The organism is Streptomyces violaceusniger Tu 4113, assembly GCF_000147815.2.
Classification (GTDB): Bacteria; Actinomycetota; Actinomycetes; order Streptomycetales; family Streptomycetaceae; genus Streptomyces; species Streptomyces violaceusniger_A.
The window spans coordinates 4679094-4700816 of record NC_015957.1 but is presented as its reverse complement, the minus strand read 5'-3'; the positions used below and the strand labels follow the sequence as shown (position 1 = coordinate 4700816).

25 protein-coding genes are annotated in these 21723 nt (G+C 71.0%); 11 read left to right on the top strand and 14 right to left on the bottom strand.

The features are described from left to right. Positions 1-2: 2 nt before the first annotated feature. The 3 genes from STRVI_RS19355 to STRVI_RS19345 all read right to left on the bottom strand — a co-directional run bounded on the left by STRVI_RS19355 (position 3) and on the right by STRVI_RS19345 (position 1929). Positions 3-605, bottom strand: a complete 603-nt coding sequence (locus STRVI_RS19355) for a DJ-1/PfpI family protein (RefSeq protein ID WP_043239213.1) — start codon at positions 603-605, stop codon at positions 3-5. Positions 606-730: 125 nt separating this feature from the next. Further along, positions 731-1153, bottom strand: a complete 423-nt coding sequence (locus tag STRVI_RS19350) for a tautomerase family protein (protein WP_014057369.1) — start codon at positions 1151-1153, stop codon at positions 731-733. Positions 1154-1227: 74 nt separating this feature from the next. After that, a complete protein-coding gene (locus STRVI_RS19345; protein ID WP_014057368.1) occupies positions 1228-1929 on the bottom strand; it encodes an SDR family oxidoreductase in 702 nt (233 codons plus the stop codon). A 184-nt stretch (positions 1930-2113) separates the two neighbouring features. Here STRVI_RS19345 and STRVI_RS19340 point away from each other — a divergent pair, with 184 nt between their 5' ends. Beyond that, complete coding sequence (locus STRVI_RS19340; RefSeq protein ID WP_014057367.1) at positions 2114-2794, top strand: TetR/AcrR family transcriptional regulator; 681 nt, start codon at positions 2114-2116, stop codon at positions 2792-2794. A 46-nt stretch (positions 2795-2840) separates the two neighbouring features. Here STRVI_RS19340 and STRVI_RS19335 read toward each other — a convergent pair whose 3' ends face one another. The 6 genes from STRVI_RS19335 to STRVI_RS19310 form a co-directional block, all read right to left on the bottom strand. After that, the gene (locus STRVI_RS19335) at positions 2841-3851 is read right to left on the bottom strand and encodes a PfkB family carbohydrate kinase (RefSeq protein ID WP_014057366.1); all 1011 of its coding nucleotides are present in this window, start codon (positions 3849-3851) and stop codon (positions 2841-2843) included. Continuing rightward, the gene (locus STRVI_RS19330; protein ID WP_014057365.1) at positions 3848-5341 is read right to left on the bottom strand and encodes a purine-cytosine permease family protein; all 1494 of its coding nucleotides are present in this window, start codon (positions 5339-5341) and stop codon (positions 3848-3850) included. The genes STRVI_RS19335 and STRVI_RS19330 overlap by 4 nt, the downstream gene beginning before the upstream one ends. A gap of 61 nt (positions 5342-5402) precedes the next feature. After that, positions 5403-6410: an ADP-ribosylglycohydrolase family protein gene (locus STRVI_RS19325; RefSeq protein WP_014057364.1), complete on the bottom strand. Its 1008-nt coding sequence runs from the start codon at positions 6408-6410 to the stop codon at positions 5403-5405. Positions 6411-6520: 110 nt separating this feature from the next. Continuing rightward, positions 6521-7237 (bottom strand): GntR family transcriptional regulator, encoded by a 717-nt coding sequence (locus STRVI_RS19320; RefSeq protein WP_014057363.1) that lies wholly within the window; start codon positions 7235-7237, stop codon positions 6521-6523. A 133-nt stretch (positions 7238-7370) separates the two neighbouring features. Then, a complete protein-coding gene (locus STRVI_RS19315; protein WP_014057362.1) occupies positions 7371-7934 on the bottom strand; it encodes a CGNR zinc finger domain-containing protein in 564 nt (187 codons plus the stop codon). A gap of 88 nt (positions 7935-8022) precedes the next feature. Next, complete coding sequence (locus STRVI_RS19310) at positions 8023-8757, bottom strand: alpha/beta fold hydrolase (RefSeq protein WP_014057361.1); 735 nt, start codon at positions 8755-8757, stop codon at positions 8023-8025. A gap of 63 nt (positions 8758-8820) precedes the next feature. Between STRVI_RS19310 and STRVI_RS19305 the strand changes: the two genes are divergently transcribed. Next, a complete protein-coding gene (locus STRVI_RS19305; RefSeq protein WP_014057360.1) occupies positions 8821-9903 on the top strand; it encodes a helix-turn-helix transcriptional regulator in 1083 nt (360 codons plus the stop codon). Between the two features lie 114 nt (positions 9904-10017). On the opposite strand, the gene STRVI_RS19300 is transcribed toward STRVI_RS19305, so the two are convergent. The 3 genes from STRVI_RS19300 to STRVI_RS54415 all read right to left on the bottom strand — a co-directional run bounded on the left by STRVI_RS19300 (position 10018) and on the right by STRVI_RS54415 (position 11819). After that, entirely contained in the window at positions 10018-11037 is a 1020-nt protein-coding gene (locus tag STRVI_RS19300; protein ID WP_014057359.1) for a D-cysteine desulfhydrase family protein, read from the bottom strand. Between the two features lie 117 nt (positions 11038-11154). Next, the gene (locus STRVI_RS54420) at positions 11155-11388 is read right to left on the bottom strand and encodes a hypothetical protein (protein WP_251982667.1); all 234 of its coding nucleotides are present in this window, start codon (positions 11386-11388) and stop codon (positions 11155-11157) included. Between the two features lie 2 nt (positions 11389-11390). Further along, a complete protein-coding gene (locus STRVI_RS54415; RefSeq protein WP_251982666.1) occupies positions 11391-11819 on the bottom strand; it encodes an SDR family NAD(P)-dependent oxidoreductase in 429 nt (142 codons plus the stop codon). Between the two features lie 75 nt (positions 11820-11894). Between STRVI_RS54415 and STRVI_RS52725 the strand changes: the two genes are divergently transcribed. Then, on the top strand, positions 11895-12071 hold the full coding sequence (locus STRVI_RS52725; protein ID WP_014057358.1) for a hypothetical protein: 177 nt from the start codon (positions 11895-11897) through the stop codon (positions 12069-12071). 171 nt (positions 12072-12242) lie between these two features. On the opposite strand, the gene STRVI_RS19290 is transcribed toward STRVI_RS52725, so the two are convergent. Further along, complete coding sequence (locus STRVI_RS19290) at positions 12243-12782, bottom strand: winged helix-turn-helix transcriptional regulator (RefSeq protein ID WP_014057357.1); 540 nt, start codon at positions 12780-12782, stop codon at positions 12243-12245. Between the two features lie 98 nt (positions 12783-12880). On the opposite strand from STRVI_RS19290, the gene STRVI_RS19285 reads away from it, so the two are divergent. Both STRVI_RS19285 and STRVI_RS19280 read left to right on the top strand, forming a co-directional pair. After that, entirely contained in the window at positions 12881-13663 is a 783-nt protein-coding gene (locus STRVI_RS19285; protein WP_043236133.1) for an SDR family oxidoreductase, read from the top strand. Positions 13664-13725: 62 nt separating this feature from the next. Beyond that, complete coding sequence (locus tag STRVI_RS19280; protein WP_014057355.1) at positions 13726-14082, top strand: nuclear transport factor 2 family protein; 357 nt, start codon at positions 13726-13728, stop codon at positions 14080-14082. Between the two features lie 45 nt (positions 14083-14127). Here the strand turns inward: STRVI_RS19280 and STRVI_RS19275 are convergent, their stop codons facing one another. After that, entirely contained in the window at positions 14128-15150 is a 1023-nt protein-coding gene (locus STRVI_RS19275; protein ID WP_014057354.1) for a 2-hydroxyacid dehydrogenase, read from the bottom strand. Positions 15151-15461: 311 nt separating this feature from the next. On the opposite strand from STRVI_RS19275, the gene STRVI_RS19270 reads away from it, so the two are divergent. The 6 genes from STRVI_RS19270 to STRVI_RS19245 are packed head-to-tail and all read left to right on the top strand — an operon-like array spanning position 15462 to position 21694. Then, positions 15462-16994, top strand: a complete 1533-nt coding sequence (locus STRVI_RS19270) for an ABC transporter substrate-binding protein (protein WP_043236131.1) — start codon at positions 15462-15464, stop codon at positions 16992-16994. Position 16995: 1 nt separating this feature from the next. After that, complete coding sequence (locus tag STRVI_RS19265) at positions 16996-17925, top strand: ABC transporter permease (RefSeq protein ID WP_014057352.1); 930 nt, start codon at positions 16996-16998, stop codon at positions 17923-17925. Between the two features lie 14 nt (positions 17926-17939). Then, positions 17940-18914, top strand: a complete 975-nt coding sequence (locus STRVI_RS19260; RefSeq protein WP_014057351.1) for an ABC transporter permease — start codon at positions 17940-17942, stop codon at positions 18912-18914. Beyond that, complete coding sequence (locus STRVI_RS19255; protein ID WP_014057350.1) at positions 18911-19924, top strand: ABC transporter ATP-binding protein; 1014 nt, start codon at positions 18911-18913, stop codon at positions 19922-19924. The genes STRVI_RS19260 and STRVI_RS19255 overlap by 4 nt, the downstream gene beginning before the upstream one ends. Next, positions 19917-20981, top strand: a complete 1065-nt coding sequence (locus STRVI_RS19250) for an ABC transporter ATP-binding protein (RefSeq protein WP_014057349.1) — start codon at positions 19917-19919, stop codon at positions 20979-20981. The genes STRVI_RS19255 and STRVI_RS19250 overlap by 8 nt, the downstream gene beginning before the upstream one ends. Then, positions 20978-21694 carry a sulfite exporter TauE/SafE family protein gene (locus tag STRVI_RS19245; protein ID WP_014057348.1) on the top strand — a complete coding sequence of 239 codons (717 nt, stop codon included), beginning with the start codon at positions 20978-20980 and terminating at the stop codon, positions 21692-21694. The genes STRVI_RS19250 and STRVI_RS19245 overlap by 4 nt, the downstream gene beginning before the upstream one ends. Positions 21695-21723: the final 29 nt, after the last annotated feature.

The following is a 21723-nucleotide window of genomic DNA, read 5'->3' as shown; positions in this document are numbered from 1 at the left end:
GCTCACACCGGCGGTTGCGGGTCGTACTGGATGCCACGTCGCACCTGACGTGCGCGCTCCGGCGAGGCCAGCCGGGCGACCAGGTGAAGAGCCATGTCGATACCGGCCGAGACCCCCGCGGAGGTGATCACGTCACCGTCGTCGACGAACCGCTCGTCGGGCCGTACGTCGATCGTCGGGTCGAGCTCCGCGAGCAGGTCCAGCGATCCCCAATGCGTGGTCGCGGGCCGCCCGGCCAGCAGCCCGGCCGCCGCGTAGACCAGCGACCCCGTGCACACGCTGGTCATCAGGGGAACCGATCGCCGCTGGGACCGGATCCACTCCAGGTGCTGCTCATCCTCGAGCTGGGGCCGGGTCCCCCGGCCGCCGGGGTGCAGCAGCACATCCAGTGCGGGCAGGTCGGCCATCGCCTGATGCGCCTCGACGGTGAGCCCCTTCGCGCAGGTCACGGGGTTGCCGTCGGCGGAGAGGCAGAACACCTGCCACCCGTCCTCGGTGAAGGTGTGCGTCCAGTACGACAGCACCTCCCATGGGCCGACGGCGTCGAGCTCTTCCACGTCCGGGAACAGCAGGATCCCGATCTTCCGCGTATCCGCATGGGCCATACGGTGATCCAACCAGAGCCGCCCCCGCTCGGCCATGGGATCTCCCGCGAGGCCGCCGATCGCCGTCGGCGGCCTCGCGCTGCCGTGGTGCGGTCGCGGTCGCGGTCGCGGTCGCGGTCGGCCGGTCAGTACGGCAGCGGCCGGTTCTCACGCGCCCAGACCTGTTCCGCTTCGCTGCGCGGGGGCGGAGGCGCCATCCCGTCGATCATCCAGAGATCCCGGGGCGTCTCGTCGATGTGGAACTCGCAGTACAGCCCGCGGTCCCGGGTGTGAGGGGCCAGCACACGGTCGAGCCCCTCGGCGGACCTCTTCCTCGTCTCGGGGTCCGACAAGCGGCGGGCGATGTGCTCGATCACGACCCGGACGGTGCGGTTCGACGGCTCGCCGCCGACCAGGAACGAGGACTCCGGGATGTCATGGAAGAGGGTGACGACGTAGAACTTCGGCAGACCGACCTGGGTGTAGTACTCCGTGACGTCCGCGGCGAATTTCCGCTTCTGCTCGGCGGAATAGGCGTCGACCGGATGGTAGATGTGCCACAGGGGCATGGCTCTCTCTCCTTCGAAGACAGTGACGGTGGCAATGGGCGACAGTGGTGACCGGTGGATGTCGCCGTGGCCGGTCAGCGACCGAGGGGAACGGTGAGGCCCTCCACCGGCCCGGCGAGCGCCGCCTTCATCTGCCGGGTCACATCGTCGACGAGCACCTCACTGGTGCCGTCCTCGACGCCGTCCAGAACCGTCTCGGCCACTTCGGCGGGAGAGATCTTCTGGGACGGGATCCCGGCGACCATGTCGGTGTCGGCGAAACCGAGGTGTACGCCGACGACCTGGGTCCCCTGCGGCGCCAGCTCGACCCGGAGAGAGTTCGTCATCGACCACAGCGCGGCCTTCGAGGCGCCGTAGGCTGCCGCGCCGGCGCCCCAGGACAGCACGGAGTGCATGTCGACCAGCGCGCCACCGCCGTTCGCCCGCAGGACCGGGGCGAAGCCACGTGCCACCCGCAGAGCCCCGAAGACATTCGTCTCGAACGTCGCCACCACGTCGCTCATGTCCGCCGTCAGCAGTGGCGAGGGCAGCAGCACCCCCGCGTTGTTGATGACGATGTTCACATCCGTGGCCCGGTCGGCGAGGGCCGCGACCGCGTCCGCGTCGGTGACATCCAGGGAAACGGCCTCGACCCGCGGGTCCTCGCTGGGACTGGGCTTCCGGGCGGTCGCGTAGACCTTCGCCGCGCCACGCTCGAGCAATGCCTCCACGAATGCCTTGCCGATGCCACGTTGACCTCCGGTCACCAGCACCACGGAACCATCGATCGCAACCATGTCGGACCCTCCTTGTCTCAGAGCGCGCTCGGACCTGCAGGGACGGCGGACCGTGAGGCCGGCGTCCCTGTGGCGCGCTAAAATAGATTACTAGCATCATCTATAACGGGTTGCAAATATCATCGGTGCGGTACCGGCATCCCGTACCCGAGTCCGGCAACCTACGCAGAAGGAAGTACCGACCATGCCCCGAGCATCCCGAGCCGAGGCCGAGCGCCACCGCGAGCAGGTGATCGCGGCCACCGCGAAGCTGGTGCGCACTCACGGCGCCGACAAGGTGAGCGTTCCCCAGGCGATGGCGGCGGCGGGTCTGACCCACGGCGGGTTCTACCGCCACTTCGCCTCGAAGGACGATCTGATCGCCCAGGCGTGCTCGGCCGCGTTCGCCGAACGCCTCGCGGCCATGGATGACCTCGCCGAGGGCGAGGACACGGGCCCTGACGCGGACGGAAACGCCAGCCAGGGCACGGGCGAGGAGCGCGGCCGCGGCGCCCGGGCGGCCTTCCTGGCGGCCTATCTGTCCACCCTCCACCGCGACAACCCCGCGCTGGGATGCGCCGCCGCGGCACTGGCGGTGGACGCCGCACGCGCGGAGCCCGGCGACCCGCTGCGGCGGGCCTACGCCGATGGCATGCGCAACCTGGTCGACGGAATGGAGCGACTCACGAGGAAGTCCGGCGACACCTCGCCGGACGAAGGGACGATTCTGGTCGAACTCTCCACCATGATCGGGGCGTTGGTCCTGTCACGGGCCTGCGCGGACGACGACCTCTCGGACCGTATCCTGACCGCGGTGCGCGACCACATCCTCGGCGACGATGAGCACACACCCGGCGGGAAGGGCACTTCCGAAACCGCCGGGTGAAGCGCGCGCTCGCGTCACGGAGGCCCGCCCCCGTGACGCGAGCGGGCTACCGCCCGAGCGCCGAGGACAGCCGCGCCGCGAGGGGCTCGCCGTCGAGGAAGCCCAGCAGCTCGCCGAGGGTCGGGGCAGTGGCGGGGCCGTGCCGGGTGACCGCGAAGGCGGCCGCGGCGTTGGCGCCTCGTACGGCGGTGCTCGGGTCCAGCCCGTGGCCGAGGAGGGCCAGGAACGCTCCCGTATGGGCATCGCCCGCGCCGTTGCTGTCGACCGCGGTCACCCGGCGGCCGGGGATGTGCAGGGCCTCTCCGCCGGGCGGGACCAGCCAGCAGCCCGCCGCGTCGGCCCGCAGCAGTACCCCGGTGCGCGGGCCCAGCCGGGCGGCGAGCGCCGCCGCGGCCTCCTGTGCGTCGTCCCGGCCGGTCAGCAGCCGCCCCTCACGCTCGTTGCAGCTGACCCAGTCGCAGCGCTCCAGAACCGGTGCCAGCACCTCCTCCGGGATCTGGTCGACCAGGGGACCCGGATCGAGGAAGACCCGGACGTGCTCCGGCAGCCGCGCGACGAGTGAGGCCAGGACCGGACCGTTGACCGGGTAGGCGAGCCCGTAGCCGGAGATCTGCACCATGTCGCCGGGGCGCAGCGTGGCGAGCACGGACGTCGCGTGGGCCTCGGTCAGCCGGGCCTCGGCTCCGAGGCTGGTGGCGAAGGTGCGCTCGCCGCCGCCGTCGACGAAGGCGACGCAGAACCCGGTGTCCTCCTCCGTGATCGGGGACAGCACCATCTCGATGCCTTCCCGGGCGAGGTCGGCCCGCACCCGGTCGCCGAACGGCCCGGTGCCATGGGCGCCCGCGTACACGGCCGACAGGCCCAGGCGGCGGGCGGCGGTGAGGACGTTGAATCCGCCGCCCGTGGTGAGGGTGGTGTCCGTGGAGACGATGTCGCCGCCGCGTTCGGGCAGTGCGGGCACCCGCATCACCAGGTCGACGATGGCGTTGCCGAGCAGGACCAGCCGGCCGCCCGTGACCTCGCCCGGGGCGTCGAGAACGCCGTCGTGGCCGCTCATGAGAGCTCCCCCGCGGCCGGGGCGGGCAGCACCTGCTGCTGGGTACGCTGCCCGGACGCCTCCTCGCGGACGGTGCCGTCGAACCTGCGCAGCACGGCGTACACGGCGGCGGCCAGCAGCAGGGTCACCACCCACCCCAGTCCGTTGGACCCGATCCAGCTATGGGACAGCGGCCCGGAGAACCACACGTCGGTCGCGCTGGTGCCGGCCTCGGTGAACAACAGGCCCACCACGATGGCCGCCGCCCAGGCGATCACCGCGGCCCAGGCGATCCCGCCCCGGAACCAGTAGCGGCTGGACCGGCCGACGTTCATGAGCGCCGCGCCGTCGTAGGACCGGCGGAGTATCAGGTCGACCGCGAAGACGCCCACCCAGGCGTTGATGGGGACGGCGAGGAGCGTGAGGAAGGTGATGAACGGGCCGTAGAAGTCCTTGGCGATCAGGATGAAGTAGATCCCGCCCGCGAAGGTGACGACCACGTCCAGGCCGACGGCGAGGGTGCGCCGGACCCGTATGCCCAGGGTGATCATGGTGAGTCCGGCCGAGTAGACGGACAGGTGGTTGGAGAGCAGCAGTCCGCCGAACGCGGCGATCAGATACGGGATGGACATCCACGATGGCAGCATCGTGTTGATCGCCGAGACGGGGTCGGAGGCGGAGGCGAGATTCGGTTCTCCCGCCGCCAGGAGTGAACCCAGCGAGATCAGCACGACCAGCGGGATACCGGCGCCGAAGGCGGAAGCGGCCACCAGCCTGCCACCCGGAATCCGCCGGGGCAGGTAACGGGCGTAGTCGGCGCCCGTGTTGGCCCAGCCGATCCCGGTACCGGCGGCGATCATGCCGACGCCGACAACCATCGAACTCACCGACCCGACCGGGGCGTGGAAGACCTTGTCCCAGTCCACGGTGGTGGCGAGGAAGATGATCACGACCAGGTTGAGCAGGCCGAAGATATAGCTGGCCCACCTGTTGATCCACATGATGGTGGCGTGGCCCAGTCCGCTGATCAGCAGCGTGCAGCCGATGAAGACGAGCAGGCACACCACGGTGAGGACGGTGTTCCGCCGGATGCCGAAGGCGGCGTCGAGCAGTGCCAGCAGGGCGAAGGCGGCCGTGGTGGTGTTGATGGTCTCCCAGCCGAGCCTGCTCATCCAGGTGACCAGCGTGGGGCCGGCGTTGCCGCGGACGCCGAACACCGCGCGGGAGAGGGTGAGGGCGGGCGCTCCGCCCCGCTTCCCCGCGATGCTGAGGGCGCCCACCAGGGCGAAGGAGCCGAAGGAGCCGAGAATGGCCACGACGGCCGCCTGCCAGATGTTCAGGCCGCGGAAGCTGACCAGGGCCGCGCCGAGCGGCAGACCGAGGATGCTGATGTTCGCGGCGAACCAGGTCCAGAACATCTGGCTCGCGTGGCCGTGGCGCTCGGCGTCCGGAACCGGCTCGATGCCTCGGGTCTCCACGGAGCCGACGCGGTCGTTCTCTGAAGCCGCCATGGTGGTACCTGTCTTTCTGTCCGGGGGCGCTCCGGTGCGGATGTGAGGGCGGGCGTGGGGGTCACGCGGCCGTGCCGGCGCGCAGCGCGAGCAGGGCCGTGGCCAGCGGTTCCAGGTCGAGACCGTTGACCGAACGCAGAGTGGCGAGGGCCTCGTCGGGGAGGCCCGAGGCCCCGCTGACGGCACCGGCTATCGCACCGGCTATGGCGCCGATGGTGTCGCAGTCACCGCCGAGGTTGGCCGCCAGCAGACAGGCCCGCCACGGCTCGCCCTCGGCGAGGGCCAGCACGGCGAAGGCGGCGGGGACCGACTCCTGGCTGGCGACGCTGGTGCCGACCAGGTCGCAGACGCGATCCAGGGCCTGCCGCTCGGGCAGACCGCGGACCAGCTCCACGGCCCAGCCGATGCGGGCGGCGATATCGGCACCGGCGACCCAGTGGCCGCGCTCGGCCCCGGCCGCGGCCGCCGTGACCGCCGCGCCGAAGGCGTCCTCCAGATCACCGCCCTCGATGCCACGGCTCACCGCGGCGGCCACGGCGGCCGCGGAGGCGATGCCGATGGAGGTGTCATGGGTGACCTGGCACGCCTCCGCGACCCGGTCGAGGAAGGGCTCCAGCGGGGTGTCGGGGAAGGCGACGCCGACGGGGGTGATCCGCATCGCCGCGCCGTTGGTGGCACCGGCCTTGCCCGCCTCCTCCGGCGGTACGCCGCGGGACACGGCCTCCAGGGCCGCCTTGGTGGAGGGGCCGAGCAGGTCGAAGGAGCCCCTGGCCTTCATGGCGCGCTCCCACTCCAGGAGCTCGTGCGCGAGCCGCAGCGGTTCGATCCGCCCGCCGGACCCGGTCAGCAGCCGGCCGACGATGACGGCCTGATCGGTGTCGTCCGTGACCGAACCGGCGGGCATTCCGGCACTTACCGGGTTGTCTTCGGGACCGGGCTCGAAACCGGTGACGGTGCCGAACCGGGCGACGATGGACGCCCGGGACATGATCTGGGTGGGCATACCGAGGGCGTCGCCCATCGCCAGGCCGTAGAGGGCGCCGAGCGCGCGGTCGTGCTGGTGGTTCATTCGGGATTCCTGTCGGTGCGCGGAGGCGGTACGTCGGGGAGGGCGGGCGCCGTGTGCGGTCTCATCAGGGGCCGCATGGGGGGAGCCTTATTGGGGCTTCATTGGGGGCCTCATTGGGGCTGCTCGCCGAAGCCGAGGTGCAGTTGGAAGCGGGCGGGGTCCAGCAGGCTGGTCACCTGCTCGACGATCTGGCCATCGGCTCCGCGGCTGACCCGGCGGGTGTTGAGCCACACCTCACCCTCCCGGCGGCGGAGCAGTGTCGCCTCGTCGGCGGCCAGTTGCCGTACGGAGGCCCACTCGTCCCCATGGGTGGCGCGGATGCCGACCGCGGCGAGGGTCTTGGTCAGCGAGCCGTCGAGGAGCCCGCCGAGCGGGACGTCGGCCAGGGCCGGGGCCATCGGAACCCTGCTGCGCTCCAGCGCGACCGCGGTGCCCTCCGGCAGCACGCGCAACCGGTCCAGCGCCATGAACTCGACGCCCTCGATGCCCAGTTCCCCGGCCAGCCGGGCATCGCGCACCGCTTCGAGACGGAGGACCTCGGTGGTGACGCGGGCGCCCTGGTCGGCCAGCGCCCTGGTCCAGCCCAGGCGGTTGTCCAGCAGGCCACCGTCGAAGGTGACAAAAGAGCCGACGCCCGCGTGCGTGGAGATCAGCCCTTGCTTGCTGAGCTCGTCCAGCGCCTGGCGAACGGTGGCCCTGCTGACCGCGAAGCGCCGGGTGAGCGCGTGTTCGCCGGGCAGCCTGCTGCCCGGCTCCAGGGCGCCGCTGTGGATCTCGCGGGCCAGAACGCGGGCGATGCGCTGATGCTTGAGGACCTGTTTAGGCATGTCCGGTAGTTAGCCATACATGTCCAGTCCTGTCTAGAGTCGCAGGACATGCATTCCCGCCGACGGTCGTCCGCCACGAGCCGGGCCGTGTGATCAGCTCGTTGTGATCAGCGATGGGCAGGCGGGGTGCTCATCACCGCGCGGCAGGCCCCTGGGCCTGCCGCTTGCGGGCGCGGTAGGCGGCCGCCTTGAGCTTGTTGCCACAGGGCTCCATGCCGCACCACTGCCGGCGCCCGCCGCGCGACCGGTCGATGTAGACACGGGTGCATTCGGGGTTGCCGCACTCCTTGAGCAGCGGCACATCCGGTCCGCTGAGAAGCTCGACGGCATGCCGCGCCACCGTGGAGAGCGCCTCTTCCGATGTCGCGTCCGTCCGCCGCCCGCTCGCGGTGAGTTGCGGCGCCGCGGGAGGCTTGCGGGCCGTGTCGTTCACCACGGCGAGTGCCTCGCCGTGGTAGGGATCCCCCGCGACGCGGGCGGTGACCAGCTCGTAGATGGCCTCCCGTAGGGCCACCGCGCGCTCGACGTCGGCATGCTGACCGGCGGAGACGGTATCGACGATTCCGGACTCCAGGTACCACGCGTCCAGCCGGTCCGGTGACACGAACATCTCGAACCGCACCGAGCGGCGAGCGCGCAACGTAGCGGCGAAGTCGAGAGCGGGGTTCCCACACAGAAAGACATGCTCCAGATTCACGTCACCATCCTGACAGGTGATTTTGATCTTTCGCAAGGCTCGCCACCGGCGCCAGGCGGCGAGCCGCACCAAGGGTGAGTCGTGCCGGTCAGGCCGCCTCGTGCAGGATCGTCGCCAGCTCGCCGGGCCGGTCGAACATCGGCCAGTGCCAGCCGAGCAGCTCGCGGTACGCCGAACTCTCGGTCGCCATGTGCCGGAAGGCCGGAACGGTGGCGATCCGCGCCCGGACCTGCTCCACCGGGAAGCCGCACAGCACATGCAGCCGCGGCAGCTTCTCCCATGCCTCGGTCAGCCGGACCGGAGTGGTGGCGGTGGCCCACGGCTGCGGCACCGACAGCCGCACCAGCCGTTCGAGCGTGCCGTCCGGCAGCCCGGGCACCTCGGACGCCGGCCGCTGCCACGGCGGTGGCGGGAGCTGCCAGCCGTGTCCCTCCTCGCGGACCAGCTCGGCGTTGCGCCTCTGCTCCTCCGGCGGGGCGAACTCCGCGTGGGACATCCCGTCCGGCAGCGGACCGCTGTCGATGAACACCATCCGTCTGATCCGGTCCGGCATCCGGTCCGCCACGCTCGGGACCACCACCGCACCGGCATAGCTGTGCCCGACCAGGACCACGTCGTGCAGGTCCTCGTAGCGGATCAGGTTGAGCACATCGGTGATGTGCGTCTCCACATCGGTGTCGGGCCGGGCCAGATGCGCCCGCTCGCCCATCCCGGTCAGGCTGAGCGGATGGACGTCGTGCCCCCGGCCGCGCAGGTCGGCCGCCACGGCGCGCCAGGCCCAGGCCCCGAGCCAGAACCCGGGAAGAAGTACGTAGGTTGCCATGGCCCGCACGCTAGGCGGGATACCGGACAGGAGCCGCCCGGTATCCGCGCCATACTTCCCGGCATGACCCGACCGACCGCCCGCGTGCTCGCCCTGCTGGAGATCCTGCAGGCCGGTGGCACCCGCACCGTCGCCGACCTGGCCGACCGGCTCGGCGTGGACGAGCGCACCGTACGGCGCTACATCGGCCACCTGATCGACCTGGACGTCCCGGTCCGTTCGGTGCGCGGCCGCTACGGCGGCTACCGGCTCGCCCCCGGTTACCGGATGCCCCCGCTGATGCTCACCGACGAGGAGGCGCTGGCGGTGCTGCTCGGCCTGGTCGCCGGGCGCCGGGCCGGGCTGGTGACCACGTCCGTCGCGGCGGCGGAGAGCGCCGCCGCCAAGGTGCGCCGGGTGCTGCCGGAGGCGCTCGGCCGTCGGCTGGACGCGCTGCTGGCCACCGCCGACTTCACCGCCCCCGCCCGTCCCGTGGTCATCCCGGAGACGAGCGTGCTGCTGATGCTCGCGGAGGCCGCGCGGGACCGCCGGCCGGTCGCCGTCAGCTACACCGCGTGGAAGGGGCGGCGCAGCGAACGCACCGTGCACCCGTACGGGATCGTCGCGCACTCCGGGCGCTGGTATGTGACAGGGGCGGACTCGGCCAGCGGCGAGGTCCGCACGTTCCGGCTGGACCGGATCGAATCCGCGACGGTGCTGCCCGGGTCGTTCGAGGTGCCCGTGGGGTTCGATCCGGCCGCCCGGGTGCTGTCGGGGCTCGCCGGGGTGCCCTATCTGCACGAGGTGTCACTGCGGGTCCAGGGCACGGTCGAACAGGTCCGCCACCGGCTCCCGCCGGGGCTCGCCACGGTGCGGGAGCTTCCGGCCGAACCGGGGCAGGGCGGCGTCGGAGATACGGCGGAGGGGGAAGGCAGCGGATGGGTGCGGGTCGAGCTGCGGGCCGAGCGGCTGGAGTGGGTGCCCTCCGTGCTCGCCTGGCTGGACCTCCCGTTCGTGATCGAGTATCCGGACGCCCTGCGCGACCATGTGCGCGCTCTGGCCCGCCGACTCGCCACCTGCGCCGACGCGGTCGACGGTGCCGCCGAGGGTGCGGAGTCGGACGGTCCGGCGGCCACTCCCCCGCCGCCGCCCTCCCCCGCGGAGTAGCACCGGCCCGTTCCAGCAGGGCACGACCCTCCAGGACCGCCCGGCTCTCCAGGACCACGCGGGCCGACCGGCCCCGGGCCAATATCCGGTCCCGGGGCCGAGCCGGTGCGATGCTCAGCCGCGGGGCCACCGTACGGCGGTGTCGGCCACGGCGGAACGCGCCCGCCGCAGCGCCTCGGTGTGCCCGAACAGACCGGGCAGACCGCCGGTGTGCAGGAAGACCGTGCGCTGCCCGGGGCGCACCTGCCCGTCGTGGACGGCCGCGATGAGACCGGCCAGGGCACGGCCGGTGTAGACGGGGTCGAGGATGATGCCTTCGGTGCGGGCCGCGGTGGTGATGGCGTCCATGACCGGTTCGGTGAGCGCGGAGTAGCCGGGACCGACCTGATCCAGGCGCAGCCGCAGGGACGTGGCCGCGGGCCGTCCGGCCAGCCCGTCGACCAGGTGGCCGACGGTGTGCTCGGGATCGGCGATGGCTCCGCAGTGCACCCCCAGCACCCGCTCGGCTCCGAGGGCGTGGACGAGACCGGCCATGGTGCCGCCCGATCCGACCGCCACGACCGCCGTGGCCAGGTCCGGGGCCTGTTCCAGGAGCTCCGTCCCCGCCTCGGCATAACCCCGGGCGCCCAGCACGCTGGATCCGCCCAAGGGGATCACCGCGGGCCGAGCGCCTTGCGCGCGCAGGTCCCCGGCCACGTCCGCCACGGCCGCCGCGAGTTCGGCCTCGCTCACCTCCCCCGCCCATACGACGCGGGCGCCGAAGAGACCGTCGAGCACGATGTTGCCGGTCATCCCCTCGCTCGGCGCACCGGCGAGGACAAGGACCACGTCCATGCCCAGCCGCGCCCCGGCCGCTGCCGTCAGGCGGGCGTGGTTGCTCTGCGCGGCCCCGCTGGTCACCAGCGTGGTGGCGCCCTCGGCGCGGGCGGCCCCGGCCGTCCACTCCAGCTTGCGGACCTTGTTGCCCCCGCCGCCCAGCCCGGTCAGATCGTCACGCTTGACCCATAGGTCACCGGGCTCCAGCCCGATGGCCCGGGCCAGCCGCGGCGCGGCCTCCAGCGGTGTGGGCCGACTCATCAGCTCGACCCGCGTGGTTTCCTGACGCCACGTGGTCTCCTGACGCTCTTCTGACACGATCGCCGCCTTCGCTCGCTGCGCTGAGGGATATCCAGGTGGGAGAAACGGCCGTTGGACGGACGCGGGCACACAGACGCGGGAACATAATCGCCGACGCGCGGCCGACGCGACACATCACCTACCGGGTTCGGCGTGAAGAGGTTGCGACAAGGCGGCCTTGGCCTGCCTGGTCTCGTCGTCGGCGAGAACTTCCCACCGGTCGTTCGCCAAGGCTTCCATGGTCTGCTCCGCCACGTCGGCGGTAGTGATCTTAGGCGCGTCCACCCAGGAGCTGAGGTCCGTGTCCACGAAGCCGGAATGGACCCCCACCACGAGCGTGCCCTGTTCCTGAAGTCCCTTGCGCAGCACCGTCAATGACCACTGGGCCGACTTGGAGGGGCGTATCCGGGGAAGCCCGGCTGCCCGACCCAGGACACCAGCGACAGCATGTTCACCAGCGCGCCACCGCCTTTGCGGGCGACGATCGAGGCGAACGCCCGGGAAACGGCCCAGGTGCCGAAGTAGTTGACCTCCATCGCCTGATGGGCGGCCTCGAAGTCGCCCTCCAGGAGTCCCGTGCCGGAGCCCCCGACGCCCGCGTTGTTGATCACGATGCTGACATCGTCCGCGATGGCAGCGGCCTCGGCGATCTGCTCCGGCTCGGTGACGTCCAGACGCAGCGGAGTGAGGTGCTGGTCGACCACGCGGGCCGGATCGCGGACACCGGCGTAGACCTTCGCGGCGCCGTGCTCGAGCAGCACCCGGGCGAACGCGCGGCCGGCACAGTGCGCGATTCCCATCGCGTCACCTACTTGACCGGTGATGAATGTGGCTGCAACCATCGTTGGACCATCGAAACGACAAGGAACGATGCGATGTCGGATAAGCGGGAAGTGCCGGATGCCGCGGAGACGGCGCGCCGCGCCCGGTTCAGCAAGCTGCCGGAGCGGATCCACCTGGAGGACACTGTGGAGGAGAGGGCGGCCATCGCGCCGGACCCCGCGAAGGACACGTACAACCCCGACGAGTGGCTCGTTCGCTACTGCCTGTGAGCCCAGCCGCTCGCGCGAGGAAGGATTCCCGTGCCGACAGCGAAAGTTTTGAGGACGACCGCAGTGGCCGTGGTCATCGTGGCCATCGCGCTCGGCTGCTTCCTCCAGGTCTTCTGATCCGCGCTCCGCTTGCATCCGCCGGGTAGCACTTCACCTCGGCGAGACGCCCGATCAGACGGGCAGGCCCCCCTCGCGCGCCTCTCGGGCGTGCGCGGGACGCTGCCGGTCGAGTTCGACGTACCGGGCTCGCATCGCGTCGCTGGCGGCCGGCCCCGCGGTGAAGACGAAGGTGTCGCCGTCGTCGAGGCTTCGGCCGGTGCGCGCGTCCACCACGACGGGTTCCACCTCCTCACCGGTCCGGGCGTCGACCAGGATCATGGCGCGCTCCTCCGGCGCGAGGTGCTGATTACCCCAGGCGGCCAGGGCGACGACCACGGGCCGCAGGGAACGGCCGCGTTCGGTCAGCACGTATTCATGGCGCACCGGGTTGCTCTGGTACGGGCGCCGCTCCAGGAGGCCGTCCGCCACCAGGGTCTTCAGGCGGGTGGTGAGCATGCTGGTGGAGATGTTCAGGCTCTGCTGGAACTGGTCGAAGCGTGTGTAGCCGTCGAAGGCGTCGTGGAGGATCAGCAGCGTCCACCACTCCCCCACGTGCTGAACCGTGGTCGACAGCGGACACTCACGGTCCTCCAGCCTGATCCGGCTTGCCATCGCGACACCCTCCCGAGTTACTGCTAAAGTGAAAGTTACTTGCTTCTATTTTAGCAGTCGCAAGGGGCGTGTTCGTGTGCGTCCCGGAACGGACAGCCTTGCCCACCTCTCCCGATGATTCTCTCGCCGACCGTCGCGCACTCGTCACCGGTGGCACCAAGGGTGCCGGAGCGGCGATCGCGGCCCGGCTGCGGACGGCCGGTGCGACCGTACTGGTCACCGCCCGCTCCCAGCCCGAGGACGTCCCCGACGACGACTTCGTGGGCGCCGACCTGACCACACCGGAAGGCGCCGAACACGTCGCACGGGAGACGAAACGGCGCCTCGGCGGCACGGACATCCTGGTCCATACGCTCGGCGGCTCGGCCGCGCCCGCCGGGGGCTTCGAGGCGATGTCCGAGGAGATCTGGCAGCAGGAGCTGAACCACAACCTGCTCGCCGCCGTCCGCCTGGACCGCGCCCTGATCCCGGGCATGATCGAACGTGGCCGGGGTGCGGTGGTCCACGTCTCCTCGATCCAGCGCCGGATGCCACTGTGGAACGGCACGCTGGCCTACGCCGCCGCCAAGGCGGCTCTGAGCACCTACAGCAAGGGCCTGGCGAACCAAGTGGCACCGCTCGGTGTGCGGGTGAACACGGTCTCTCCCGGGTTCATCCAGACCAGTGCGGCGGACGCGCTCATCGACCGCATCGCCCAGCAGACCGGCGACCGGGAAACCGCTCTGGCGTCGCTCATGGATTCCCTCGGCGGCATCCCCCTCGGGCGCCCCAACCGGCCTGAAGAAGTCGCCGAACTCGTCGCCTTCCTCGTCTCCGACCGGGCCTCCGCCATCGTCGGCGCCGAACACGTCATCGACGGCGGCACCGTTCCCGCGCTCTGAGCACCGTCCCGTCCGGGAACGGCCCGAGCACCATCCCTCAGAAAACCATCAGCGAGGCAGCCATGACCGACGCCACCACGCCCTTCGATGCCACCGACCTGCCCGACGTCGTCAAGCGGTATCTGCGGGCACACAACGAGCACGACGTACCCGCGGCCTCGGCCACACTCACGCCGGACGCGACCGTCACCGACGACGGCCGCACCTACGAGGGGATCCCGGCCATCGAGCGGTGGCTGGACCGTGCCACCTCCGAGTACACGTACACCACCACGCTCATCGGGGCCGAGCACGACGGCCCGGACCGCTACACCGTCACCCAGCATCTCGAGGGTGACTTCCCCGGCGGCACCGTCGACCTTCGCTATCGCTTCGCCCTGGACCAGGGCCTGATCAGCCACCTCACCATCGCCCCCTGACGCACGGCGCCGTGGTGGCACACGGTGCGTCAGAAGCCGTCCAGGTCAGTCCGTCCTGCCACCCCCGCCGGGCGTGGCGGCCCGCTCACGACCGGTGCGCACCGCATTGCCGAGGGGGTCCCCCTGTGCCAGGCGGTTGATGTTGGCCGCGATATCCGTGGCGCGGGCCGCGAAAGTCTCCTCGGTGTGGCCCGAGTTGTGGGGTGTCATCACCACACTGGGCAGGGTGTGGAACGGCAGGCGGCTGGGCGCGTGCGGAGGCCCGGCCCACCACACGTCCAGGGCGGCGCCGGCGATGGTGCCGTCCGAGAGCGCCTCGTACAGCGCCTCCTCCTGGACGACCGGGCCACGGGCCACGTTGACGAGGAGGGACCGCGGGCCCATCGCGGCGAGTTCGGCCGGGCCGATCAGTCCGCGGGTCGCGGGGCTCAGCGGAACGGTGACCACGACGATGTCGGATTCCGCCAGCAGGTCCCGGAGCCGCTCCGGGCCACCCACCCAGTCGGGGCGCAGCCCGTCCGGCAGGGGGGCCGACGGATCGCGGCGCACCGCCCGCACACCGAGCCCGACCGCCTGGCACAGCCGGCCGATCTCCCTCCCTGTCTCGCCGAAGCCGATGACTCCGACACGGCGGTCCCGCAAGGTGTCCCCGAAGGGCAGCTCGGAGTCCACGGCGACGTTCCGCCACCGTCCGGCGCGCAGCTCCTGGTCGGCCGCGAGCACACGCCGGGACAGCATCAGCACGCACATCAGGACGTGTTCGGCGATCGACCTGCCGTGGTGGTGGGTGTTGGCCACGATCACCTCCGGCCCCAGCGCCTCCAGGGGGATGCCGTCGTAGCCCGCGCCGACGACATGGACGAGGCGAAGCCGCCGGGCTCGCCGCGCGTCGTCCTCGGTGAGCTGGGAGCCCACGTACACGTCGACGGTGGCGATGGCGTCGGCGATCCGTGCCGCGTCCCAGTCGGAGGCGTCCAGCCATTCGTGCGGGCCCTCGATTCGCGCCCTCAGCCGGTCGGTGAACCTGCTCAGGATCCGGTGGTTGAGCATGATGCGCATAGTGGCCATGACCGCCGTCCTCATATGTAGCCGCTGTCTTCATTTCTGCACAGGGCTGTTGAGGCTGTCAATGATTCGGCCGGCCCGACCATGACCCTCTCCACCTGGGCTTGTTGTCAGGTCTCTTGACGTCCCGGCATCTCAGGTTTAGCTTCGGCGTCCACAAATACAAACCGGGTACGCAAGTGTAGACAGCCATGTCGACTGTCGTTCTCGGGCGGCAACCCGCCACCACCCTCGGAGATACGCCGACGATGAAGTCCTCCGTACCCTCCAGTCCGCGCCCGGAACGGGGCCGGGCCCATACAGTTCTCGCCTTTATGGCCACGGGCACGATGCTGCTCACCAGCGCGTGCGCCGTGGCGAACAGTGACACGGCGGGTGATGCCGGCAGCGCGGACGGGCGCACCCTGCGGGTGGTCCTGACCCAGGAACCGCCGACGCTGGAGCCCTGTGAGTCATCGCTGACCGCGACCGGTGTCGTCGTCCGCTCCAACATCACCGAACCGCTGGTGGAACGGGACCCCACCTCGGGCAAGCTGGAGCCGCTGCTGGCCACCGGCTGGCGGCAGACGAAGCCCACGACGTGGACCTTCGACATCCGGCCGGGGGTGACCTTCCAGAACGGGCGGCCGTTCACGGCGAAGGACGCCGCGTTCTCCATCGACCGCGCCGTCAATTCCGATCTCGCCTGCAACGTGGACGGCTATGTCTTCGGCGACGCGAAACTCGACGTACGCGCCGTCAGCCCCACCCGGCTGACCGTCACCACCGAGAAGACCGACCCCATCCTCCCGCTGCGGCTCAGCTTCGTCGAGATAGTGCCGCGCACCACCGACACCAAGGCCAAGGTGCGCATACCGATCGGGACCGGCCCCTACGCCGTCAAGTCGTGGCAGACCGGTGTCTCGATCTCCCTTGCCCGCAACGCCGACTACTGGGGGGAGGCTCCCGCCTACCCCCGGGCCAGGTATGTCTGGCGGAGCGATGCGAGCGTCCGCGCGGCGATGATCGACAGGGGCGAGGCCGACATCGCGACGGCGCTGGACCACACGAGCGCCGACAAGGGCAACACCGTCGCCTACCCCAACAACGAGACGACCGCCCTGCGTCTGGACGGCCGCGAGGCGCCGCTCAACGACATCCGGGTGCGCAAGGCGATCGGCCTGGCCATCGACCGCAAGGGCATCATCGGCGCGCTTCTCGGCGGACTGGCCAAGCCCGCCGCGCAATTGGTCCCGCCCGGCGTGGTGGGCCACAACGACGACCTCGCCCCCGCCCCGTACCAGGAGGCCGCCGCCCGCGCGCTGGTGAAGCAGGCGGCCGCCGACGGCGTCCCGGTACACCGGCGGATCACCCTCGTCGCGCGCAACGGCATGTTCGCCGGAATCTCGGAAGTGACCGAGGCCCTGCAGTACGAGATGGCGCGGGTGGGGCTGAACGTGAGGATACGCATGGCGGACACCGCCACCCAGCTTCAGTACCAACTGCGTCCGCTGCCCCGTGGTGTCGGGCCGGTGGCGCTGCTGATCATGCACGGCAACCAGGCCGGGGACGCGGCCTTCACCACGAGTCAGTACCTGCAGAGCGACGGCCCCCAGTCCACCTTCGGCACCAAGGACCTCGACCGGCGCATCGCCGCGGCGGACGCGCGCTCCGGCAAGGCCCGGCAGAAGGCGTTCGCCGACGTGCTCGCCTACCAGAACACGTCGGTCGTGCAGTACGCCTACCTGGCTCATATGCGCGGGCTGCTCGGACTGTCGCCGTCGGTGCGCTACCGGCCGGACTCCGCCACCGGGGACGAGATGCGGCTCTCCGAGGTCAGTCCGGCGACGACGGCGGGGAGGCGCTGATATGACGTCCTTCCTGCGCAAGCGCATCGTCTCCAGCGCGATCCCGCTGGTGTTCGTGGTGCTGGGCGTGTTCTGCCTGGCGCGCCTCACCGGCAGCCCCGTCGATCTCTACCTCCCGCTGAGCGCGACTGCCCAGCAGCGGGCGGAATTCTCCGCCGCCCACGGCTTCGACGACTCCATTCCGGTGCAGTTGTGGGACTACCTCATCAATGCCGCGCAACTCGACTTCGGCACCTCGCTGCGCACCGGCGAGTCGGCCGGTTCGATGGTGCTCAAGGCGTTCCCCGTCACGCTCCAACTCGCCGGGATGACCATGCTCCTGGCGATCCTCGGGGCGCTGCTGGTCGGAAGCCTGGCCGCCTACCGGCCCAACTCGCTCATCGACCGGATCGCCGGTCTGCTGTCGATGACCGCGGCCAGCATCCCCGACTTCTGGTTCGCGATCATGGGTGTGCTGGTCTTCGGCGTGGGCCTGGGCTGGCTGCCGACCTCCGGCACCCTGGGCGGCCCCGAGATCTGGGTGCTGCCCATCGCCACCTTGCTGATCCGTCCGTTCGGCGTGCTGGTGCAGGTGGTGCGCGGCAGCATGGTCGGCGCGCTGTCCGCGCCCTACGTCAAGGTCGCGCGCAGCAAGGGAGCCGACCCCAAGCGCGTGGTGTTCGGGCACGCCCTGCGCAACTCCATCACGCCCGTGCTGACCGTCGCCGGGGATCTCACCGTCGGTCTGGTCAACGGGGCGGTGATCGTGGAAACGATCTTCGGCTGGCCCGGAATCGGCAAGCTCATGATCGACTCGATTTTGCAGCGGGACTTCGCGGTGTTGCAGGCCGCCGTTCTGATCACGGCGGTGACGATCTTCGCGCTGAACATCCTCGTCGACGTCTGCCACGCCCTGATCGACCCCCGAGTGCGCCAGGCGGTGCCGGCGTGAGCGAAGGAGCCACCATGACCGAGCCCGCCGACCCCACCGGCCGTCCCTCAGGTGAAGCCGAGGCCGCCACGTCACGCACCCGACCGCCCCGCTGGTGGCTGCTGCTCGGCAGGGACCGGGGCGCGGCCGGCGCGGCCGTCGTCCTCGCCGCGGTGTTCCTGATCGCGCTGTTCGGCCGGCTGTTCATCGGGGACCGAGCCGTACGGCAGAACCTCCGCGCCTCGCTGCGCCCGCCCTCCCTCGACCACGGCTTCTACGGGCTGCTGGGCACCGATGTGCTGGGACGCAGCGTGCTGGCACGGCTGGTGGACGCCGCCGGGACGACGCTGTCCATCGCGGTGCCCGCGGTGCTGTGCTCGCTGCTGATCGGCTCGGCGCTGGGGCTGTGGGCCGGATACCACGGAGGGATGCGCGAGAACGTGGCGATGCGCGTCGCCGATGTCATCCTCAGCTTCCCGTCCCTGCTGATCGCGGTCGTCGTGCTGTATGTCTTCGCGCCCAGCGCGATGAACATCGTGCTGATCCTCGCCATCGCGCGCGTCCCGGTCTATCTGCGCACCGCCCGCGCGGAGTCGGCCGAGCTCAGAAGCCGTCTGTTCGTCGACGCGGCCCGGACCTTCGGCACACCGAGCCGGAACATCATCTACCGGCACATTCTGCCGATCGCGCTGCCCACGCTGCTGACCGTGGCCACGCTCGACTTCTGTTTCGTCATGCTGACCGAGTCGTCCTTGAGCTTCCTCGGCATCGGCATCCAGCCCCCCGATGTGAGCTGGGGGCTGATGGTGGCCCAAGGGCGCCAGTACCTGCAGACGGCCTGGTGGATCGCCGTGCTGCCGGGCTTCGCGATCGTGCTCACCACGGTGTCGGCCACGGTGCTCGCCGCCTGGGTCCGCCTGGCCACCGACCCCGCCCAGCGCTGGCGGCTGACACTGCCCCGGAAGCGGCGCGGCAACCGCGCCGCTGTTCCCTCGGAGATGATCGCGTGAAGCCCTCCACCCTGCCCGCGCCCGCCGCGACCGGCGATCCCGCACTCGAGGTGGAGGGGCTCTGCGTCGATCTGCGGACCCCCTCCGGCACCCTCCGTGCCGTGAACGGCGTCGGCTTCAGCGTGCGCAAAGGGCGCACGCTGGCGCTGCTGGGCGAGTCCGGCTGCGGCAAATCGATGACCGCGCTGTCCATCGTCGGGCTGCTCGACCCTACGGCCGAGGTGACGGGCGGATCCGTGCGGGTGTCCGGCACCGATGTGCTGCGGTTGGGCCAGGCGGGGCGCAGAAAGCTGGCCGGCCCCGTGCTGTCGATCGTCTTCCAGGACGCGCTGACCGCGCTCAACCCCGTACAGCCGGTCGGCAGGCAACTCGCCGAGCCGTTCCGGATCCATCGCGGGCTGTCGCGGCGCGATGCCCGGGAGAAGGCGGTCGAGCTGATGACCCGCGTCGGCATCCCCGAGCCGCGGCTGCGGGCGCGCGCGTATCCGCATCAGTTCTCCGGCGGTATGCGCCAGCGGCTGCTGATCGCGATGGCCGTGGCGCTGGACCCCGATGTACTGATCGCCGACGAGCCCACGACCGCGCTCGATGTCACCGTGCAGGCGCAGATCATGCGGCTGCTGCGGGATCTGCAGACCGAGCGGGACATGGCGCTCGTGCTGATCACCCACGATCTGGCGGTGGTCGCCCAGCGCGCGGACGATGTCGTGGTGATGTACGCGGGCAATGTGGTGGAGACCGGCCCGGTGGCCGAGGTCTTCTCCCGCCCCCGCCACCCGTACACCAAGGGCTTGCTCGATTCGGTGCCCGAACACGCCGTCAGGGGCGGCCCGTTGCCCGCCGTGCCCGGGAGCCCGCCCGAGCTCAGCACGGTCCCGTCCGGCTGTGTATTCCAGGCCAGATGCCCGCTGGCCGAGGAGCGCTGCGCCCTGGAACGCCCTCGGCTGATGTCCGTCGGGGCCTCGCGCTCGGCCGCCTGCCACTTCTCCGAGGAGCTCGACCGTGCCTGAGACGCCCCTCACCGACACCACGGCCGCGGGCCCGCGGGCCGATGGCTCGGCCACTCCCCCGCCACTGCTCGAAGTCCGCGGTGTGACCAAGTCGTTCGGCCATGGCCGTCGGCGCCTGACCGCGCTGGACGGAGTCGATGTACGGGTCGAGCGCGGGGAGACCCTCGGTCTGGTGGGCGAGTCCGGATGCGGCAAGTCGACCCTGGCCAGAGTGGTGCTCGGTCTTGAGCGGCCGGACTCGGGGACGGTGCGCTTCAACGGCACCGATCCGTTCACCCTCAAGGGCAAGGAGCTGCTGGCCTGGCGGCGCCGGGTGCAGATGGTGTTCCAGGACCCCTTCGCCTCGCTCAACGCCCGGATGTCCGCGGCCGATCTCATCGGCGAGCCGTGGCGCACCCACCGCGATGTCGTGCCCACGGCACAGGCGCGGGAGCGACGGGTCCGTGAGCTGCTGTCGCTGGTCGGACTGCGGGAGAGCGACGCCCACCGCTACCCGAACGAGTTCTCCGGCGGGCAGCGGCAGCGCATCGGCATCGCCCGCGCGCTGGCGCTGGACCCCGACCTCATCGTGTGCGACGAGCCCGTGTCCGCGCTGGACCTGTCGGTGCAGGCCCAAGTGCTCAATGTCCTCTCCGAGCTGCGGGAACGGCTCGGTGTCTCCTACGTCTTCATCTCCCATGACCTGTCCGTGGTCCGGCATGTCTCGGACCGGGTGACGGTGATGTATCTCGGCAAGGTCATCGAACACGGTCCCACCGAGGACGTCTTCGACCGCCCCCTGCATCCCTACACCGCCGCCCTGATGTCCGCCGCGCCCACGCTCGACGTGTCCGGGCAGGCCCAGGACGACGACGAGATCCAGTTGCGCGGGGAGATCCCTTCCCCGTTCGACATCCCGTCGGGCTGCCGGTTCCGCACCCGCTGCTGGAAGAGCGAGGCCCGGTGCGCCGAGCTCGCCCCTCCGGTCGTCACCCGTGACGCCACGGCGGACCCCGGGCGGGAGCCGCACGAGGGCCTGTGTCACTTCCCGCTGGGCACCGGGCCGACGGAAGCATGAGCCCGCCGGAGTTCACCCTGCTCTTCATCACGGTGGCGGTCGGGGCGCTGTTCCAGGTCTCCATCGGCTTCGGGCTCGGCCTGCTGGCCGCCCCGGTGATCGCGATATTCGACCCTTCGCTCACCCCGGTGGTGGTCCTGCTGCTCGCCACCGGGGTCACGGCCGCGGTCCTGGTGCTGGAGGGCGGCCAGCTGGATCTGCGAGGCGCGGGATGGGCGCTGGCCGGGCGGGTGCCGGGCGCGGCGGGCGGCGCGGCGCTGGTCGCCGTGCTGCCCGCCCGGCAACTCGCCCTCCTCGTCGCCGTGGTCGTCCTCGCGGGCGTCGTGGTGAGCCTGCGCGGCTTCGTTCCGGCGCCGCGACGGCGTGCGGTGCTGCTGGCGGGCCTGATGTCGGGGCTGATGGGCACGGCGACCTCCATCGGAGGGCCGCCGATGGCCATGGTCTGGCAGCGCCTGAGCGGACCGCGGCTGCGCGCCACGATGAGCGGGTTCTTCCTGGCCGGTTCCGTGATGAGCCTGGCCATCCTGGCGGCGACCGGAGCGGTGCACACGTACAGCCTGTGGCACACCGCGCTGCTCGCCCCGGCCGCGGCGATCGGGGTGCTGCTCGCCCGCCCGCTGTCGAGCAGACTGGACATGCGGCGCACCAGGGGTGTCGCCATGGTGCTCGCGGTGGCGAGCGCGACCGCGCTGGTGATCCAGCAGTTCGTCTGAGCCGAGCCGCATCTCCGCTACCGCCCCGG

Coding starts and splice junctions, on each gene's coding strand:
- STRVI_RS19305 (WP_014057360.1), top strand. CDS start 8,821: ATGACCCGACCGACCGCCCGCGTGCTCGCCCTGCTGGAGATCCTGCAG.
- STRVI_RS19350 (WP_014057369.1), bottom strand. CDS start 1,153: ATGCCCCTGTGGCACATCTACCATCCGGTCGACGCCTATTCCGCCGAG.
- STRVI_RS19245 (WP_014057348.1), top strand. CDS start 20,978: ATGAGCCCGCCGGAGTTCACCCTGCTCTTCATCACGGTGGCGGTCGGG.
- STRVI_RS52725 (WP_014057358.1), top strand. CDS start 11,895: ATGTCGGATAAGCGGGAAGTGCCGGATGCCGCGGAGACGGCGCGCCGC.
- STRVI_RS19270 (WP_043236131.1), top strand. CDS start 15,462: ATGGCCACGGGCACGATGCTGCTCACCAGCGCGTGCGCCGTGGCGAAC.
- STRVI_RS19290 (WP_014057357.1), bottom strand. CDS start 12,782: ATGGCAAGCCGGATCAGGCTGGAGGACCGTGAGTGTCCGCTGTCGACC.
- STRVI_RS19280 (WP_014057355.1), top strand. CDS start 13,726: ATGACCGACGCCACCACGCCCTTCGATGCCACCGACCTGCCCGACGTC.
- STRVI_RS19265 (WP_014057352.1), top strand. CDS start 16,996: ATGACGTCCTTCCTGCGCAAGCGCATCGTCTCCAGCGCGATCCCGCTG.
- STRVI_RS19320 (WP_014057363.1), bottom strand. CDS start 7,237: ATGCCTAAACAGGTCCTCAAGCATCAGCGCATCGCCCGCGTTCTGGCC.
- STRVI_RS19355 (WP_043239213.1), bottom strand. CDS start 605: ATGGCCCATGCGGATACGCGGAAGATCGGGATCCTGCTGTTCCCGGAC.
- STRVI_RS19330 (WP_014057365.1), bottom strand. CDS start 5,341: ATGGCGGCTTCAGAGAACGACCGCGTCGGCTCCGTGGAGACCCGAGGC.
- STRVI_RS19310 (WP_014057361.1), bottom strand. CDS start 8,757: ATGGCAACCTACGTACTTCTTCCCGGGTTCTGGCTCGGGGCCTGGGCC.
- STRVI_RS19260 (WP_014057351.1), top strand. CDS start 17,940: ATGACCGAGCCCGCCGACCCCACCGGCCGTCCCTCAGGTGAAGCCGAG.
- STRVI_RS54415 (WP_251982666.1), bottom strand. CDS start 11,819: ATGGGAATCGCGCACTGTGCCGGCCGCGCGTTCGCCCGGGTGCTGCTC.
- STRVI_RS19275 (WP_014057354.1), bottom strand. CDS start 15,150: ATGGCCACTATGCGCATCATGCTCAACCACCGGATCCTGAGCAGGTTC.
- STRVI_RS19345 (WP_014057368.1), bottom strand. CDS start 1,929: ATGGTTGCGATCGATGGTTCCGTGGTGCTGGTGACCGGAGGTCAACGT.
- STRVI_RS19325 (WP_014057364.1), bottom strand. CDS start 6,410: ATGAACCACCAGCACGACCGCGCGCTCGGCGCCCTCTACGGCCTGGCG.
- STRVI_RS19340 (WP_014057367.1), top strand. CDS start 2,114: ATGCCCCGAGCATCCCGAGCCGAGGCCGAGCGCCACCGCGAGCAGGTG.
- STRVI_RS19335 (WP_014057366.1), bottom strand. CDS start 3,851: ATGAGCGGCCACGACGGCGTTCTCGACGCCCCGGGCGAGGTCACGGGC.